The organism is Methylobacterium sp. AMS5 (assembly GCF_001542815.1).
Classification (GTDB): Bacteria; Pseudomonadota; Alphaproteobacteria; order Rhizobiales; family Beijerinckiaceae; genus Methylobacterium.
Map to the genome: position 1 here is coordinate 2,329,863 of NZ_CP006992.1, position 16,687 is coordinate 2,346,549.

Here is a 16,687-nt window from a genome sequence, read left to right on the forward strand (position 1 = left end):
CGTCTCACTGTTTGCAGGGATCGAGGCCGGGCGCGCCGGGCCTCGCAGGGTCGTCCTCACGGGGACGGGCGGGAGGTGAAGCCGGGATGACGGGTGTGCTGGCCCTGGGCCAAGTCCGCTGTCGCATATAGGCTCGCCTCTCATCGGAAGGCGATCATGTGGCGGTCAACGAGCCGACCACGGACAGAAGCCAAGAGCTCCGTGGGTGCGAGATCAAAGTGTGCAGCGGTCTGACCGCCGAGCGCGCCCAGCGCGACCGGGGAATGTGAACTCTCGACCCCTGTCGGACATTCGATCCGCGTACTTCCTATCCAAGTCGCTGGTTCAAACCAAGCAGGAAGTCTAGTCTGGCATTTGAACAATGTGACGCTTGGTCATATAGCTTCCGTCAGCCACAGCATTCCTGACCGCTGTTGGCCGTAGATCTATCTGCCCGAACTGAGGCAGCGGTATCCACAGTTGCCTCAGGTGCGCCTCTTTGCTCTGAATGTCACGCCGGTCTAACTTTACAAGATAATAATGCTCCACTTGCTGGATGAGGTTGTCTTTATGTCGAAAGTGATTTTCGACGCAAAATAGATATTGTGCATCGACCACGTTGGCATTTGTTTCTTCTTCAAATTCCGCTCGAAGACGTGTCTCAAAGGTATCTGCAACCTCATATTCGCCGCCGATGAAGGCGTAGCACGAATGGGGATCATCTGCGGGTTGCTGGACGAGGACAGCCTCGTCAACGATCACGATACCGGCGACCCTGATCCTTGGGATTTTGCGGGATGCAACCGCCTCAAAGAACTGGTCTTGTTTGAAATCCATATCGTAAATCTCCACCCTGTGCGGACCTTCCGGCAAACGCGGTACCACAGCGTCGCTTGACAGCGGAGGCTCGATTACAGAATCCTGCATTCTTCTCGCCGGTGCCGACTTTTCGACCGAGGACACCCCGTCATGCTCGGGCGGATCGCGTTGTCGCGGGGCTGCTTTCTGCCTCACTCCCCGCCCTGGCCGTCGAGACCGCGCCGACCGAAGGCCAGGAACTACGCCGCCGCCAAGGGCTGGTACGAAAAGGCCGCCGCTCTCGGCAACACGGGGGCGATGCAGAAGATCGCCGCCCTCTACGAGAAGGGCACGGGCAAAGCGGGCGCCAAACGCTAGCGCGTCGTCCCGACGAGCGTGGCCGGCTTTCGGAAGAAGCCAATGCCTTCCGGGGATGCCTTGACAGGGGAGGGCGGCTGCCGGAGGCGGTTTCGCCGTGCTGCTCGATCTCCTCCATCTCTTCACCACGCCTGCGCCGCGGGCCCAGCGCCGGCTCGGCTATTTGCGCGACAGCATCTGGCTGATGTCGCGGGCGCGCCGCTGCCGCCGGGCCTGGGCGCCGCATTTGGAGGCGAGCCGGGCGGTGATGCGCGCGGCCATCGCCGCCACCGGGCGGCGCGACACCGCCGTGGTGCTGGGCTCCGGACTTCTGCTCGACGTGCCGCTGGCGGATCTCGCCGCGCGCTTCCGCCGGGTGGTGCTGGTCGATGCCGTGCATCTCACGCCCGCCCGGCGCGCGATCCGCGCCTTCACCAATGTCGAAACGCTGACGGCGGATCTGAGCGGCGCGATGGCGCTGATGACCGGCACGGCGCGCGATCTCGATCCCCGCCTGCCATTGGTCTGCGCCGAGCCCGGCACCGGCCTCGTCATCTCGGCCAACCTCCTCTCGCAACTGCCGATCCGCCCGGTCGAGCGGTTGGAGTCATCGCGCCGCCCCTTTGGGCCCTGGACGCCGGAGGACGGCGACGGCTTCGGCCGGCGGATCGTGGAGGGCCATCTCGATGCCCTGGCCGGTCTCACGGCGCGGGTCTGCCTCGTCACCGACCTCGACGAGGCCGAAGAGGACCGAGAGGGACGGGTCCATGCGCGGCACGACCTGCTCTACGGCGTATCGCTTGGAAGCCCTGAACGGGCCTGGAACTGGGAACTCGCGCCGTTCGGGGAGACCGCGCGCCACCGGCGCCTGATCCATCGCGTCGCAGGGTTTTCGGATTGGAGGCCGTGAGCTGAGCGATCGTGCTCATCGCAGTGGGAACCGGTCGAACTCTCAGAGCAAAATAAGAAAAACCATCAGGGTATTCGGCTGTCTGGCCGTCCCCAAGTGTTTATCTGGCGACATCATCCGCTGCTTCCGTCTCGATTCTAGGATCGAGACGGAGTGTACGGAAGATTTGACCGGGAAAAACAGAAAAGACCTTCGGGAGGTTTTGGTACGATGCGCCGCTTCTCCGCCCTGTTCCTTGCCGCGACCCTCGTGCCCGGCGCCGCCAGCGCCCTGTCGATGACCGACACGCTGGAGGCCTGGAAGCAGAGCTCGACCATGGATCGCCTCCAGCTCGCGACCCGCTTCGGCAAGTCGTTCGTGTCGGTCAACGAAAGCTTCACCGCGGGCTACTTCGTCAAATGCATCGACGAGGTGGCGGGCTATTCCAACGCGCAGAAGGCCAAGATCGAGGATGCGGTACGCGAATGCGTCGCCTCGCAGCTCCGGATGACGGGCAAGGGACAGGCGGACGATTAGCGCATCATTCCGAAAGGCGGTCGCCGGCTTTTGGAAAAAGACGATGCTCTAGCCCCCTCAGATCTCGATCTCGGTGCCGATCTCGATCACCTGCCGCGCCGGCACGCAGAAATGGGCGCCGGTGTGCTCGGCGTTGTTCTGCATCACCGCGAAGACCGCCTCGCGCCAATCCGACATGCCGCGCTGGTCGGAGACGGGGATGATCGTCTCGTGGCCGACGAAGACGGTGAGATCCTCCGCGAACTCCTTCGGCAGGAGCCCGGCGCCGACGGCGCAATCCAGGCCCTCGGGGATCGAGGCCGATTGCATGAAGCCGTAATGCAGCACCACGCGGCGGATGTCGGGGGTGATCTCGGTGACGCGGGCGCGCTCTTCGCGCGGCACGGTCGGCGTTTCCTCGAACAGAGCGGTCACGATCAGCACGCGGGCGTGGAGCGCGCCCAGGCGCTCGACGAAGCGCATCATCGGCAGCGGGATGCCCTCAGTCGCCGAGGACAGGAAGGCGGCCGAGCCCGGCAGCGTCGTCGGCCGCCCATGGTGCAGGCTCTCGAGGAAGCGCGCCTCCGGCGGGCGCAATTCCACGCGCGCCCGTTCCAGGCAGAGATTGCCCTTGCGCCATGTCAGCATCAGGAATGCGATGATGCCGGCCAGCAGCAGCGGAAACCAGCCGCCCTCGAACAGCTTCACGCTGTTGGCCGAGAGGAAGATCAGGTCGATCACGAGGAAAAAGCCGTTCACCGCCAGCACGAGGGGCAGGCCGAAGCCCCATTTGCGGGCGACGAGGCCAGCGAGCAGGGTGGTGATCGCCATCAGCAGCGACACGGCGATGCCGTAGGCCCCGGCCAGCGCATCGGAGGAGCGGAAGATCAGGACGGCCGAGAGCGTCGCGGCGGCGAGCATCCAGTTCACCAGAGGCACGTAGATCTGGCCGCTCTCGTCGGAGGCGGTGTGGACGATGCGCAGCGGCGGCAGGAAGCCGAGCTGGATCGATTGCCGGGTCAGGGAGAACACGCCCGAGATCACCGCCTGCGAGGCGATGACGGCGGCCAGCGTCGCCAGCCCGATTAGCGGGTAATGCAGGACGCCCGGCGCGAGGCGGTAGAACGGGTTCTCGGCCGCCGACGGATCGACCAGCAGGATCGCGCCCTGCCCGAAATAGTGGATCACCAGCGCCGGCAGCACGAGCACGAACCACGCGACGCGGATCGCCCGCGCGCCGAAATGGCCGAGATCGGCATACATCGCCTCGCCGCCGGTGACCGCGAGGAAGGCCGCGCCCAGCATCGTGAAGCCGACATGCAGGCCGGCATGCGCCGTGAACTCGACCGCGCGCAGCGGATTGACCGCCGCGAGGATCTGCGGCGCCTGCACGATGCCACCGAGGCCGAGGGCGGCCAGCACGAGAAACCAGACCAGCATCACCGGCCCGAAGATCTTGCCGATGAAGGCCGCGCCCCGGCGCTGCACGAGGAACAGGCCGACGAGGATCACCAGCGTGATCGGCACGATGAAGCGGTCGAGGGCGGGGGCATCGACCCGCAGGCCCTCCACCGCCGAAAGCACCGAGATGGCCGGGGTAATCGCCCCGTCGCCGTAGAGCAGGGCGGCGCCGACGAGGCCGACGGTCAGCAGCAGTGCCTGTCGCGAGCCGGGTTGCGCGTGGCGGGCGCCGAGCAGCGCCAGCATCGCCACGATGCCGCCCTCGCCACGGTTGTCGGCCCGCAGGATCAGCACCGCGTATTTCAGCGAGACGACGAGGATCAGCGCCCACAGGATCAACGAGACGGCGCCGGTCACCGCGACCGGGCTCGGATCACCGCCCGGACTCGCGGCGCGCACCGCCTCCTTGAGGGCGTAGAGCGGGCTCGTGCCGATATCGCCGTAGACGACGCCGAGGGTGGCGACCAGCAGGCCCGCCCCGAGGCGGCGGCCCGGCCCGGGCTCCGATTGGCTCGCGTCGGAGGGCTGGGTGGCGGGCTGGCTCACGATTGTGCTCCGGAAAGCGGGGCCATCAGAGCGCTTTCCGACGGAGTGGATGCCGGTTCGGCCAAAGGAAGCGCGCTGAAACAAAAGACCGAGAGCCGTCTCCGGCCTGATGCGATCAGGTCGGAGACGGCTCTCGTGGCGGTTCACCTATGGAGCGGTGGAATAAAAGCCAGGGTCTCTCGTAACGTGCGCCGGGGTTGGTTACGGCTCGCGAGACGGGTGGGCATCCGGCCCGGTCTTGTCGGGGTTGGGGCGGCCGTCGCGCAGACGAGCGGCGGCGGCGGCGGCCTTCTCGCCGATCCGGCGGCGCAGGTCGTCGGACAGCTCGATATCGACGAGGCGCCAGCCCCAGTCGCGCAGGCGCAGGCGGATGCGGAACTGCTCGTGGCGGGGCCGGTCCGGCGGCACGGCGATCAGCACGGAGCGGAAGCCGCGCATGTCGGCGGCGAGATAGTAGCGCAGCAGCCGCTTGAGATCGGGGATGCGCAGGCCGTCGCGCCGCTCGTGCCGGCCGGCCGGCGCCGCGAGGTCGGCGCCCTGCGGCCAGCCATCGTCCAAGAGGTCGATCACCGCCTTCGGCGTCAGCGCCGATTCCATGATCGGGAGCGCGACGGCTGCCGCCGCATCGGCGATGCGCTGCCGTTCGCGTGGATCCAGGGCGTTGCTGTCGGCCTTGACGGCAGCGCTGATCTGCCGGGCGAGCGAGAGGCGCAGCGTGCGGAAGTTGACGCGCTGCTCCACCGCCGCCGCGTCGCCCGCCTGCACCGCCGCGGCGAAGCCGTAGAGCGACCAGAAGGGCGTCAGCGTGTAGGCGAACCAAGCCGCCACCGCGAGAAGGGGAATGAGCCACCACCGCATCGGATCAGCCGCGGATGCGCGGTTGGATCATGCCGGGCTGTCCCCGGTCACATTGTCCCCTGCGCCATGCCAGCCCGTCAAACCGGAGAAGGCCGCGACGACGCCTTCGTAGACCGGACGCTTGAAGGGGACGATGAGATCCGGCAGCGCCTCCAGCCGCTCCCAGCGCCACGCCTCGAATTCGGGCTTGTGGTGACCGCCGCCGGGGGCGTCCACATCGATCACCGATTCGTCGCCGGTGAGCCCGAAGGCGAACCATTTCTGGCGCTGGCCGCGGTAGCGGCCCTTCCAGGCCTGCTTCATCACCGCGGGCGGCAGGTCGTAGGCGAGCCAGTCGCGCGTCTCGCCGAGCAGCGTGACGGCGCTGGCCGGCACGTTGGTCTCCTCGTGGAGTTCACGCAGGGCCGCAGCGAGAGGCTCTTCCCCCTCGTCGATCCCACCCTGCGGCATCTGCCACGCGCGATCGCCGTCGACATGCTCGGGGCCCGCCTCGCGCTTGCGCCGCCCGATGAAGACGCGGCCGTCACGGTGGAACAGGGTCACGCCCACGCAGGGGCGATAGGGCAGCGCGCTGCTCTCGGGCAGGCGCCGGAGGTCGTCGTCGGGGCGGGTCATGGCGGGCTCGTGCTGGCGGCGCGACCATAGGAGGCCGAACCGGTGCGGGCAACGCCGACCTAACCCGCATCTGAGGCCGTAAAACGAGCGTGGGCGCGGCCGAGGCCGCGCCCACGTCTTTCCCTGCAGTTCCCAAGGTGTGACTTAGGCCGCGCGCACGTTCGCGAGGAAGCGGCCGACTTCCGCCGAGAGATGGTCGGACTGGCGCGACAGCTCGGAGGAGGCGGCGAGCACTTCGGCGGCGGTCGCCCCCGCCTCCTCGGCGGCCTGCGCCACGCCCGTGATATTGTGCGTCACCTCGCCCGCACCCATCGCCGCCTGGGCGACGTTGCGCACGATCTCCTGCGTCGCCGCGCCCTGCTGCTCCACCGCCGCGGCGATCGAGGCCGCCACGGAGCTGATCTCCTCGATGCGCCCGGTGATGCTGCCGATGGCCGAGACCGCGTGGCCGGTGGTCTCCTGAATGCGGCCGATCTGGCTGGAGATTTCCTCGGTCGCCCGCGCGGTCTGGTTGGCGAGTTCCTTGACCTCGGCGGCGACCACCGCGAAGCCGCGGCCTGCGTCACCGGCGCGAGCCGCCTCGATGGTGGCGTTGAGGGCGAGCAGGTTGGTCTGCCCGGCGATCGTGGTGATCATGGTGACAACGTCGCCGATCTTGGAGACGGCTGCGCTGAGTGCCCGGACATGGGCCGCCGTCTGTGCCGCCTCTCCCACCGCCGCCTGGGCGAGCGTCGAGGAGCCGCTGACCTGCCGGCCGATCTCCTGCACCGAGGCGCCCAGTTCCTCGGCCGCCGCCGCCACGGTGTTGACGTTGGTCGCGGCCTCTTCCGCCGCCGCCGCCACGCTGACGGACTGGCCGGCGGTACGGGTCGCGGCACCGGTCATGCCGTGCGCCGAAGCCTGCAACTGGGATGCGGAGGAGGAGACGAGGCTGACGACGCCGCCGACCGCACCCTCGAACCGCTCGGCCATCTCGCGCATCGCCGCCTTGCGCTGCGCCTCCGCCTCGGCGCGGGCTGCGGCGCTCTCCTCCTCGAGATTGCGCATGCGGATCAGCCCCGCCTTGAAGATCTGAACCGCGTCGGCGATCGTCCCGATCTCGGTTCGCTGGCCCTGATGCGGGATCGTGACCGAAAGGTCGCCCGCGGCCAGCGCCTGCATCGGCCCGACCACGGAGGCGATGCCGCGGGTTACGCCGCGGGTCATCAGGACCGCGAGTAGGACCGAGAGGCCGAGCCCGAGGGCGAGGACGGCGAGGCCGATCGTCCGCACCTGCTGGAACACGGCCTCACCCGCCGCCATCGCGCGGGCGGCGCCCTCGTTGTTGAAGGCGACCAGCTTCTCCAGGGCATTCGACATCGCCCGGCGCGGCACAAGGCCCTTCGCCTCGTAATAGGAGAAGGCTTCCGCTTTCCGGCCCTGGCGCGAGAGATCCATGACGATCCGCCGTTCGGTCTCGAAGGCGGCGGCTTCCCGAGCATAGGTCTCGTAGAGCGCCCGCTCCTCGGCATTCGCGATGAGAGGTTCGTAGGCCGCCCGCTTGTCGTCGATCAGCTTGCCGAAACGCTCGAAATCCTTGTCCATGGGCGGGGTCATCTTCGGATCGGCTGCCTGAGTGTGGCGCAGCATCACGCCGTTCATCCGCGCCGCCGCCGTGTCGATCTCGCCGAGCAGGCGGACGCTGGGAAGCCAATTGCGCTCGATATCGAGCGCTTGGTCGCGCATCCTTTGCGTTCCGACGAGGCCTAGAACCCCTAAGCTGACGAGGAGGATCGTCAGCACAGTGAATGAAGCGATGAGCTTGCTGCGAATAGGAAGTGTTTGGAGCGACACGGAGGACTCCGCCAGGAGAGGCTCGCGCGAATTCGTTGAGCGAGCGGCGGGAGCTTGGCCCGGAAACACTTACCGGATCACCAACTGTTCATCAGATTTCGCGCCGTGCGGCGGGATTAAAATGGATGTACGCTTCATGAGAGACCGACAAGCGGCATATGATGATGTATCTGCAATCTGTGCGTGTCCGATGCGCTGAATAAGCAGGGCAGGCGTGTCCCAGCTGGTAGTCTGGTGTTCGCCGGGCTCGAATAGATATCACACCGGTCAATTCGGTAGACTGGCGCGGCTCCAACCCGTTCCATCCGGATGATCGATTTCGGATCGCCGCCATTCCGCTATCGGCGACTGCCACGCGGGTGATGCTTTAGGTCCTTGTTTTCGCACCATCTTTTTTCCGAAAGTCGGAGGCCACCTTTCGGGGTGATGCTCTAACACTACTTTGGCATGCTTGCCTGAAGAGCCGTGATGGAACTTCGTGTAGGTTTAGACGGCATCGGAATTCGCTGGTTTGAGGCGCCTGAGATTGCAGAATGCTCAGACTGCTTTCCTGCTTGTCGCATACATTTAGGCGAGAATACCTTTCTAAAGCCTGTTATGCACTTGTCATAAGCTTTTCAGCTTGTCGGAGCATGAGGCAGACGAAGGCGACTATGTGCAGGCCAGCCAACGTGCTGGCGTAGCGCTCGTAATCTTTGACCAGCCGCCGACAGCGGGTGGCCCAGGCAAACGAGCGCTCCACCACCCATCGGCGCGGCAGCAGGACAAAGCCGCGCTTGGCCTCAGGCGCCTTCACCACTTCCAAGTCGATGCCGTGCGCGCTCGCGGCGGCGGCGGGCTTAGGCCCGGAATAGCCCTGGTCGACAAAGGCCAACTCGACGCTGTCGCCCGTCTCCGCCTGCACCTCGGCGGCCAGCCGGCCGACCTCGGCCCGGTCGTCGACATCGGCGGGCGTCACGTGCAGCGCCACGACATGGCCCGGCGTGTCAACGGCCAGATGCAGCTTCGCACCCCGCTTGCGCTTGGCCCCGTCATAGCCGGCCCGCTCGCCGCTCTCGGGCGAGGAGCGCAGCGTCCGGCTATCGAGGATCACCGCCGAGGGCTCCGGCTCCCGCTCCGCCGCCATCCGCAGCACCGCCCGCAGGTCGCCGGCCACGTCCGCGAAACTGTCGGCCGACAGCCAACGCTGCGTCTGCTGATACACGGCCGCCCAAGGCGGCAGATCGTGCGGCATGAACCGCCAGGGCGCCCCCGTCTTCACGATGTAGCGCAGCCCGTTAAACACCTCGCGCAACTCGTGGTCGCGCTGAGCCGAGTCCTCCCGCAGCAGCGCGAGGTAGGGCGCTACCAGTGCCCATTCTTCATCAGACACGTCGGACGGATAGGAGCGGCGATCAGAAGGCATGATCCAAAACGCCAATCCTGCCTATCAGTTCATAACACGCTCTAGCTGCAGAATGAGGGCAGGCCAGGGCCAAGGTCAAAGTCGAGCTCAGGCACTGGGTGAAGGATCGAGCCTACGGACGGATGACCACCACCCAAGGACTGCGGCAAAAAACAATGTCACGACCCCGCAGAAGGCGAAGACCCCACTAACACCAATGAGGGCAGTGAAGGCGGAACCAGCCAAAGGCGCGGTGACAAGGAGCAGTAGTTGGACAGAGCGGATCGTCGAACTCACAGTCCCAATCTGGGCTCGCGGTGTCTCCGACTGAAGGATCACGGCAAAATTCATTGCGGCAAGCGCATAACAAAGTCCATTTACAGCCCAAAGAATTGCAAAAACTGGAAGCGGGATTCGGTACTCAATTATGCCAAGCAGGCCAGGGATAAAAACGCTTCCACCAAAACCTGACAATGACAGGGAAGTTAAGGCAATTCCCCATTTACGTTTGAATAAGCGTTTGAACAAAATAGCGCCGACGAGTGCTCCTACTGCGGTCGCGCTTACGACGATGCCAAAAGCACTTGCGTTCAGTCCCTGATCCTTGAGAATGATCGTCAACATAGGATCGTAGAGACCGAGGACAAAAGATTGAAGCAGCGATGCACAAAGACCAACGCGAAAATATACGTCTCCGAAAGCTAACGTCTTGAGCGTCGTGAAGCTCTCCCGGACCGTCGATAATGGGCCATCCGAGGGGGGAGAAATCGCGTATCTAATCTTCAGGATGGCGATGGCAGCAAGTCCCATAGCGGCGATAACAAACGATATCGCAAAGCCAAAATTAGGAGCCCACCATACCGAGAGCACGGAGACTGCAAGGGGGGGGCGAGGATCTTCACTCCCTGATCGACAGCCGTCATGAGCCCAGCGTTACTAATGATTTGCTCTTGGCTAGAGCGTGTTATGAACTGATAGGCAGGATTGGCGTTGTGGATCATGCCTTCTGATCGCCGCTCCTATCCGTCCGACGTGTCTGATGAAGAATGGGCACTGGTAGCGCCCTACCTCGCGCTGCTGCGGGAGGACTCAGCTCAGCGCGACCACGAGTTGCGCGAGGTGTTTAACGGGCTGCGCTACATCGTGAAGACGGGGGCGCCCTGGCGGTTCATGCCGCACGATCTGCCGCCTTGGGCGGCCGTGTATCAGCAGACGCAGCGTTGGCTGTCGGCCGACAGTTTCGCGGACGTGGCCGGCGACCTGCGGGCGGTGCTGCGGATGGCGGCGGAGCGGGAGCCGGAGCCCTCGGCGGTGATCCTCGATAGCCGGACGCTGCGCTCCTCGCCCGAGAGCGGCGAGCGGGCCGGCTATGACGGGGCCAAGCGCAAGCGGGGTGCGAAGCTGCATCTGGCCGTTGACACGCCGGGCCATGTCGTGGCGCTGCACGTGACGCCCGCCGATGTCGACGACCGGGCCGAGGTCGGCCGGCTGGCCGCCGAGGTGCAGGCGGAGACGGGCGACAGCGTCGAGTTGGCCTTTGTCGACCAGGGCTATTCCGGGCCTAAGCCCGCCGCCGCCGCGAGCGCGCACGGCATCGACTTGGAAGTGGTGAAGGCGCCTGAGGCCAAGCGCGGCTTTGTCCTGCTGCCGCGCCGATGGGTGGTGGAGCGCTCGTTTGCCTGGGCCACCCGCTGTCGGCGGCTGGTCAAAGATTACGAGCGCTACGCCAGCACGTTGGCTGGCCTGCACATGGTCGCCTTCGTCTGCCTCATGCTCCGACAAGCTGAAAAGCTTATGACAAGTGCATAACAGGCTCTAAGCATACCCTTGATCAGCAGCTGCTCAGCTGGCATCGCACCAAGGTTTCCGATCCCCTTAAGGAAAACGCCAATGATGAACAGTTCGATCGATGGTGCTGCGAAGAGAAGGGCTGACGTTAGTCCTCGCAGACCATAGCTGAGCGTCAGGATCCTGTATGGTCCCCAGCGATCCGCGAGCCGACCAATCGCTGGACCGAGGACGAGGCCAGGTAAGCCGTATACGGTAGACGCTATGCCGATCTGAAAAGGGCTTGAATGCCAATAGAATGTGATGTTTGAGAAGATACTCGTGAAATCGAGCCAAAGGACAACTGCGCTGACTAAGCGCAGCAGTAGTAGTAGATAATACCCGTTCACGTCTACAAGGCGCTCAGATCTTTTCATTTCGATCCAACTATGCGACCAGAATCGCCGAGTAACAGTATTAATTCTATATCAAATCGATCCAGCGACTGAGGTAATGCATATTCAGCAATATCTGGCGTGCGATTGTGAATCCGCGGCCGTGGTTTTCCAAATAATATTTGTAAATAATACCATGCCATGTAGCTTGCTTGTATGGCTTTATTATTTCATAAATAAGAGTATTCTGCTTGTAATTAATGGTTTGTATTCTTGAGGAGCCATCGACATGCGGGGCTGCCGCGAATTTTTTATTGCGTACCTTTGAAAAAATAACATATGGGGACTTGGCCGTTCTCGCACTACTTTGGCATTCTTGCCTGAACAGCCATGATGGAATTTCGTGTAGATTTAAGCGGCGTCGGAGTGCTCTGGTCTGAAGCGCCTGAGATTGCAGAATGCTTGGACTATTTTCCTGCTTGTCGCGTACATTTAGGTCAGAATACCCTTTTGCCAAAGTAGTGCTAAGGCGTCGCGCTCGACAGCTTGGAGACGCCGCCGGGGCGGCGCAGGATCGCGCTCACCGGCACGAGACGGATGCCGCGTGCCTCCAGATCGCGCGACCAGCGCGACAGGCGCTCGATCGTCAGCGGCGAGGCGCTGGAAGAGGCCAGCACGAGACCCTTCTGCCGGGCGAGGGTCTCCAGGCGGGCGAGTTCCGCGTCGATGGCATCGGGCCGTGCGACGGCGTCGATCACGATCTCGGCCCGCGCGGTCGGCAGCTTGGTCTTCGCCGCGACGGTCGCGACCTGGGTGCCGGGCGCCGCGCCGTCATCGACGAAGCCGAGCCCGCGGGCGGACAGGTCCTTCAGCACCGGTTCCAGGGCCCCGGCCTCGCTCATCAGCTTGGCGCCCATGAAGTTCACGGCCCCGACGAAGCCCGGAAACCGGCTCATCGCCCAGGCGGCCCGGTCGAGGTTCTCGCTGGGGCGGGCCGAGGCCAGGAGCGTCTGCGGACCGGGATCGCTGTCGGGATAGTCGAACGGCTCCATCGGCAGTTGGAGCAGGATCTCGTGGCCGGCCTCGCGGGCGCGGGTTGCCGTCTTTTCGAGGTCGGTGCCATAGGGCGAGAGCGCAAGGCTCACCGCAGCGGGAAGCCGGGCGATGGCGCCGAGGGTGGCGTTTTCGCCGATGCCGAGACCGGAGACGAGGACGGCGATGCGCGGCCCGGTGCCGTGCTCGTCCGGGCGGGCATAGACGTCGAGTGGCCGCAGCCGCCCTTCGCCGATCCGGGGCAGGGGGCCGTGGCGCCCGCGCTCGGTCAGGCGTGCATCGGGGGCCGGCGCGAGCTTCACCTGGGCGGCGTTCGGGACGCGGATGATGACCGGCGCATCGGGGGCCGTCGATCCGTCGGGGCGGAACACGCTGACGCCGGACGCCTGCTCGACCTCGCTGGCGGACTGGGCCGGTCCTTTCGAAGGAGGCGGTGCGGCGTCTGCGATGCGGGGGACGGAGGCGGAGGCCTCGCGGATCTCGATGAACGCCTGCGCCCGAGGTTCGCCGCCGCGGGGATCGCCGGTGAGGGCGATGCCGCCGGCGAGCAGGGCCACGACCAGCGCGCCGACGCCCGCCGCCGCACCTGCGGACGGGCGCAGGGAAAAGCGCGGACGCGCCGCCTTGTCCGCGACTCCGAGAGGTTTCGTCAGGATGTCGTCGGCCGCGTCGCTCACCCGCCGTCCTGCCTGTTGGCCCATGCTCGGACGACCGGGCGCGGCCTTGAACGAGAAACGGCCCGCAATCCCGGTCTGAACCGGTATTGCGGGCCGCCATGGTTAATCTTTCCCTAACACCGCAGCGGATGCCCGCGGCGGCCCGGCACAATCAGTTCTGCGTGGCCGGCTTCGTCACGTTGGCCGCACCCTTCTGGATGCCGTGCAGGAAATCGACCGCGGCGATGAGCTGCTTGTCCTTGGCCGGATCCGGCGGGATGTAGGCCGAGGAACCACCGCGCTCCTCGGTATCCTTCTGCTTGAGGTGGCCCTTCAAGCCGGCCTCGCCCTTGGTCTCGTCCTTGCCCTTCAGATCGTCGGGCACCTCCTGCAGCACCTCCTGATCCGGCTCGATGCCCTTCGCCTGGATCGAGCGGCCGGACGGCGTGTAGTAGCGCGCGGTGGTGAGGCGCAGAGCGCCCTGGCCGCCGAGCGGGATGATCGACTGCACCGAGCCCTTGCCGAAGGAGCGCGTGCCCATGATGGTCGCGCGCTTGTGATCCTGCAGGGCGCCGGCCACGATCTCGGAAGCCGAGGCCGCGCCGCCGTTCACCAGCACCACGATCGGCTTGCCCTTGGCGAGGTCGCCGGCCTTGGCGGAGAAGCGCTGCGTCTCGTCCGGGTTGCGGCCGCGGGTCGAGACGATCTCGCCGCGGTCGAGGAAGGCGTCGGAGACCATCACCGCCTGATCGAGCAGGCCGCCGGGGTTGTTGCGCAGGTCGAGCACGTAGCCCTTCAGCTTGTCGCCGCCGATCTCGCTCTGGAGCTTGTCGATCGCCGTCTTGAGGCCGTCGTAGGTCTGCTCGTTGAACTGGGTCAGGCGGACATAGCCGACATCGCCGCTCTCGACCTTCGAGCGCACCGGGCGGATCTTGATCACGTCGCGCGTCAGCGAGACGTCGAGCGGCTCCTTGGCCTCCTTGCGGGAGATCTTCAGCTTCACCGTGGAGTTCACGGGGCCGCGCATCTTGTCGACGGCCTGGTTCAGGGTCAGGCCCTGGACCTGATCCTCGTCGATCTGGGTGATGATGTCGTTGGCGAGCAGGCCGGCCTTGGAGGCGGGCGTGTCGTCGATCGGCGAGACGACCTTGATCAGGCCGTCCTCCATGGTGACCTCGATGCCGAGGCCACCGAACTCGCCCTTCGTCGTCGTCTGCATGTCGCGGAAGGCTTTCGCGTCCATGTAGCTCGAATGCGGATCGAGCGATGTCAGCATGCCGTTGACGGCCGACTCGATCAGCTTCGATTCCTCGGGCTTCTCGACGTAGTCGGTCCGCACCTTCTCGAACACGTCGCCGAACAGGCTCAGTTGCCGGTAGGTTTCCGCCGAGGCCGCGATGGCGCTCGTACCGGACAGGAGCTGGGTCTGGGTCGACAGGGCCGAGGCGCCAATGCCGAGGGCCGCGCCGAGTAACACGAGGGACACTTTGCGCATTATCCGCGAACCTTCTCGCTGGAACTTCTCGCCCACCACGGCTCCGGATCGATAGAGCCGCCGTCTTTCCTGAATTCGACGTACAGGACGGGATCAATCCGATCATCGTCCTTCTGTGACGCAGCCTGCGTCACGTTCGACGGCGTGCTTGCCGGGGTGCCGTTGCCCTCGCCCATCACGGCCACCGGTTCGCCCGCCAGTACGAACTGGCCGACCTCGACGTTGATCTGATCCATCCCCGCGAGCAACAGATAGTAGCCGTCGCCCGCATTGATGATCAAGAGACGCCCGTAGGAGCGAAAGGGTCCGGCGAAGGAAACCCATCCGTCCGCGGGCGAGGAGACCACCGCCTTCGGCCGCGCCCGCAGCGAGATGCCGCGGGTGGTGCCGCCCTGGCCGTCGGGCTGGTTGAAGCCGCGCAGCAGGGGGCCGCTCACCGGCCTGGGCAGATCGCCGCGGGCCTCGGCGAACTTCACCTTGGGCGCGAGCCGCGCCGGATCGCGGGCGCCGGCGGCCGCGAACTTATCCTGGATCGCCCGCTGCTCGCGTTCGGCGGCGGCGCGGACCTCGTCGGCGGCGCGGCGGGCGCTCGACAGCTCGCCCTCCATCCGGTCCACGAGTTCCTTGAGCGATTTGGCCTGCGTGCCGAGTTCGGCGCTCTTGCGGCGCTCGGCGGTGAGGCTGGACTCGACCTCCGCCTGCCGGCTGCGGCGGGCGGCGATCAGCGCGTCGAGGCGCTGGCGCTCGGCGGCCCAGCCCGCGAGATCTTTCTTGAGCGCCTCGCGGTCGGCGGCGATGAGGCCACGCACGCGTACCAGTTCGGTGAGGTCGCCGGCCAGCGTATCGGCCTCGCCGCGCAACTCCGGCACCACCGCGCCGAGCATCATCGAGGTTCGGATCGCCGCCAGCACATCCTCGGGGCGCACCAGAACGGCGGGCGGGGGGCGCCGGCCCATGCGCTGGAGCGCGGCCAGGATCTCGGCGATGACTGCGCGGCGCGCCTCCAGCGACTTGCGGATCGCCGCGTCGCTGTCGGTCAGCGCGCGCATGCGCTCCTCCAGCCGATTCATCCGGTCCTCGGTCGCCTGGGCTTGGCGTCCGGCATCGAGCAGGGCGGTGCTGAGCTTGGTCCGGTCGGAGCCGATCGCGGCGATCTCGGACTCCAACGCCGCCCGGTTGCCGCTGCTGGCCGCCAGCGCGTCCTCGATCTGCTTGAGGCTCTGGGCGCGGCGGTCCCGCTCCTCCTGCGTGCGCCGCATCGCCTCCGGGTCGGGCGTCGTCTGCGCGCGCACGGGCAGGGCGAGGCCGCCCGCGAGGCAGGCGAGGGCCGTCAGCACCAGCGCGGACTTGGCCGTCAGGATCTTGGCCGCCAGGATCTTGGCCGCCAGGATCGTCGCCGACCGGGAGTGAGCCGTCACCTTGGATCTCATGCCTCGGGATCGCCCCGGTGATAGGGGTGTCCGGCCAGGATGGTCAGCGCCCGGTAGACCTGCTCGAGGGCGAGCACGCGCACCAAGCCGTGCGGCAGTGTCGCCGCCCCGAAGGCGAGAATATGGTCGGCGCGTCCGCGCACCGTCTCGTGAAGGCCATCCGCACCGCCGATGACGAGGACGAGCGTGCTGCGCCCCGCATCGCGCCACGCCCCGATCTTGTCCGCGATGCGCTCGCTCGGCCAGTCGGAGCGGCCGCGCTCGTCGCAGGCGATCACCGCCGCGTCGGCCGGCACGAGAGCCAGGATCGCCGCCGCCTCCTCGGCGATGCGGTCGGCGCCCCGGCGCGCGCGCGATTCGGGAATCTCGGCGAGGTCGCAGGCGGCGACGCCCAGGCCCTTGCCGAGCGCGACCGCGCGCTCGCGGTAGCGGGCGGCGAGATCCCGCTCCGGCCCGTTCTTCAGGCGTCCGATGGCGACGACGAGCAGGCGCAAGGGGGTTGAACGATCCCGGGAGCGAGCGAGGTGTTGGGGCGCGATAGCACGATCACGCCAGGAACGGGGAGCCGATCGCGCGGGAAAACGTCGCCAGCCAGGCAGCCACGGACGGCCCGAGCGCCGAGAGGGTGGGGCCATGAGTGCCGGGATGCGACTCC

The 16,687-nt window shown here is 66.2% G+C and carries 17 protein-coding genes; 4 read left to right on the forward strand and 13 right to left on the reverse strand.

The annotated features are described in order from the left end of the window. Positions 1-342: 342 nt before the first annotated feature. Entirely contained in the window at positions 343-942 is a 600-nt protein-coding gene (locus Y590_RS25660) for an NUDIX domain-containing protein (protein ID WP_144439965.1), read from the reverse strand. A gap of 6 nt (positions 943-948) precedes the next feature. Here Y590_RS25660 and Y590_RS10550 point away from each other — a divergent pair, with 6 nt between their 5' ends. From Y590_RS10550 to Y590_RS10560, 3 genes are all read left to right on the forward strand, one after another. Next, positions 949-1,155 (forward strand): hypothetical protein, encoded by a 207-nt coding sequence (locus Y590_RS10550; protein ID WP_060769794.1) that lies wholly within the window; start codon positions 949-951, stop codon positions 1,153-1,155. A gap of 97 nt (positions 1,156-1,252) precedes the next feature. Then, positions 1,253-2,044: a hypothetical protein gene (locus Y590_RS10555; RefSeq protein WP_060769795.1), complete on the forward strand. Its 792-nt coding sequence runs from the start codon at positions 1,253-1,255 to the stop codon at positions 2,042-2,044. A 210-nt stretch (positions 2,045-2,254) separates the two neighbouring features. After that, positions 2,255-2,560, forward strand: coding sequence for a hypothetical protein (locus Y590_RS10560; protein ID WP_060769796.1), 306 nt, complete (start codon positions 2,255-2,257; stop codon positions 2,558-2,560). Between the two features lie 57 nt (positions 2,561-2,617). Here the strand turns inward: Y590_RS10560 and Y590_RS10565 are convergent, their stop codons facing one another. The 6 genes from Y590_RS10565 to Y590_RS25665 all read right to left on the reverse strand — a co-directional run bounded on the left by Y590_RS10565 (position 2,618) and on the right by Y590_RS25665 (position 10,106). Further along, positions 2,618-4,546, reverse strand: a complete 1,929-nt coding sequence (locus Y590_RS10565; protein WP_060769797.1) for a potassium transporter Kup — start codon at positions 4,544-4,546, stop codon at positions 2,618-2,620. Positions 4,547-4,747: 201 nt separating this feature from the next. Beyond that, positions 4,748-5,404 (reverse strand): DUF2939 domain-containing protein, encoded by a 657-nt coding sequence (locus tag Y590_RS10570; protein WP_060769798.1) that lies wholly within the window; start codon positions 5,402-5,404, stop codon positions 4,748-4,750. A gap of 27 nt (positions 5,405-5,431) precedes the next feature. Beyond that, complete coding sequence (locus Y590_RS10575; protein WP_060769799.1) at positions 5,432-6,019, reverse strand: RNA pyrophosphohydrolase; 588 nt, start codon at positions 6,017-6,019, stop codon at positions 5,432-5,434. Positions 6,020-6,163: 144 nt separating this feature from the next. Further along, positions 6,164-7,852 (reverse strand): methyl-accepting chemotaxis protein, encoded by a 1,689-nt coding sequence (locus Y590_RS10580; RefSeq protein ID WP_060769800.1) that lies wholly within the window; start codon positions 7,850-7,852, stop codon positions 6,164-6,166. A 595-nt stretch (positions 7,853-8,447) separates the two neighbouring features. After that, the gene (locus tag Y590_RS10585; protein WP_060772248.1) at positions 8,448-9,257 is read right to left on the reverse strand and encodes an IS5 family transposase; all 810 of its coding nucleotides are present in this window, start codon (positions 9,255-9,257) and stop codon (positions 8,448-8,450) included. A gap of 87 nt (positions 9,258-9,344) precedes the next feature. Continuing rightward, a complete protein-coding gene (locus tag Y590_RS25665) occupies positions 9,345-10,106 on the reverse strand; it encodes an MFS transporter (RefSeq protein ID WP_144439966.1) in 762 nt (253 codons plus the stop codon). A gap of 129 nt (positions 10,107-10,235) precedes the next feature. Between Y590_RS25665 and Y590_RS10590 the strand changes: the two genes are divergently transcribed. Beyond that, positions 10,236-11,045, forward strand: a complete 810-nt coding sequence (locus Y590_RS10590) for an IS5 family transposase (RefSeq protein WP_060772089.1) — start codon at positions 10,236-10,238, stop codon at positions 11,043-11,045. Here the strand turns inward: Y590_RS10590 and Y590_RS27560 are convergent. From Y590_RS27560 to rlmH, 6 genes are all read right to left on the reverse strand, one after another. Next, positions 10,958-11,440: an MFS transporter gene (locus tag Y590_RS27560; protein ID WP_083530832.1), complete on the reverse strand. Its 483-nt coding sequence runs from the start codon at positions 11,438-11,440 to the stop codon at positions 10,958-10,960. The genes Y590_RS10590 and Y590_RS27560 overlap by 88 nt on opposite strands. Positions 11,441-11,486: 46 nt before the next feature. After that, positions 11,487-11,915 (reverse strand): carbamoyltransferase C-terminal domain-containing protein, encoded by a 429-nt coding sequence (locus Y590_RS27565; protein WP_144439967.1) that lies wholly within the window; start codon positions 11,913-11,915, stop codon positions 11,487-11,489. A 7-nt stretch (positions 11,916-11,922) separates the two neighbouring features. After that, entirely contained in the window at positions 11,923-13,128 is a 1,206-nt protein-coding gene (locus Y590_RS10595; protein WP_060769801.1) for a divergent polysaccharide deacetylase family protein, read from the reverse strand. A 151-nt stretch (positions 13,129-13,279) separates the two neighbouring features. Beyond that, positions 13,280-14,602 (reverse strand): S41 family peptidase, encoded by a 1,323-nt coding sequence (locus Y590_RS10600; protein ID WP_060769802.1) that lies wholly within the window; start codon positions 14,600-14,602, stop codon positions 13,280-13,282. Further along, entirely contained in the window at positions 14,602-16,032 is a 1,431-nt protein-coding gene (locus Y590_RS10605; protein ID WP_060769803.1) for a murein hydrolase activator EnvC family protein, read from the reverse strand. Before Y590_RS10605 ends, Y590_RS10600 begins: the two co-directional genes overlap by 1 nt. Continuing rightward, complete coding sequence (rlmH, locus tag Y590_RS10610; protein WP_060769804.1) at positions 16,029-16,526, reverse strand: 23S rRNA (pseudouridine(1915)-N(3))-methyltransferase RlmH; 498 nt, start codon at positions 16,524-16,526, stop codon at positions 16,029-16,031. Before rlmH ends, Y590_RS10605 begins: the two co-directional genes overlap by 4 nt. Between the last annotated feature and the right edge of the window lie 161 nt (positions 16,527-16,687).

Excerpts from the sequence above, each read along its gene's own strand:
- Y590_RS10585 (WP_060772248.1), bottom strand. The coding sequence starts at position 9,257 with ATGCCTTCTGATCGCCGCTCCTATCCGTCCGACGTGTCTGATGAAGAA.
- Y590_RS10575 (WP_060769799.1), bottom strand. The coding sequence starts at position 6,019 with ATGACCCGCCCCGACGACGACCTCCGGCGCCTGCCCGAGAGCAGCGCG.
- Y590_RS10550 (WP_060769794.1), top strand. The coding sequence starts at position 949 with ATGCTCGGGCGGATCGCGTTGTCGCGGGGCTGCTTTCTGCCTCACTCC.
- Y590_RS10560 (WP_060769796.1), top strand. The coding sequence starts at position 2,255 with ATGCGCCGCTTCTCCGCCCTGTTCCTTGCCGCGACCCTCGTGCCCGGC.
- Y590_RS10605 (WP_060769803.1), bottom strand. The coding sequence starts at position 16,032 with ATGAGATCCAAGGTGACGGCTCACTCCCGGTCGGCGACGATCCTGGCG.
- Y590_RS10590 (WP_060772089.1), top strand. The coding sequence starts at position 10,236 with ATGCCTTCTGATCGCCGCTCCTATCCGTCCGACGTGTCTGATGAAGAA.
- Y590_RS10570 (WP_060769798.1), bottom strand. The coding sequence starts at position 5,404 with ATGCGGTGGTGGCTCATTCCCCTTCTCGCGGTGGCGGCTTGGTTCGCC.
- Y590_RS10600 (WP_060769802.1), bottom strand. The coding sequence starts at position 14,602 with ATGCGCAAAGTGTCCCTCGTGTTACTCGGCGCGGCCCTCGGCATTGGC.
- Y590_RS27560 (WP_083530832.1), bottom strand. The coding sequence starts at position 11,440 with ATGAAAAGATCTGAGCGCCTTGTAGACGTGAACGGGTATTATCTACTA.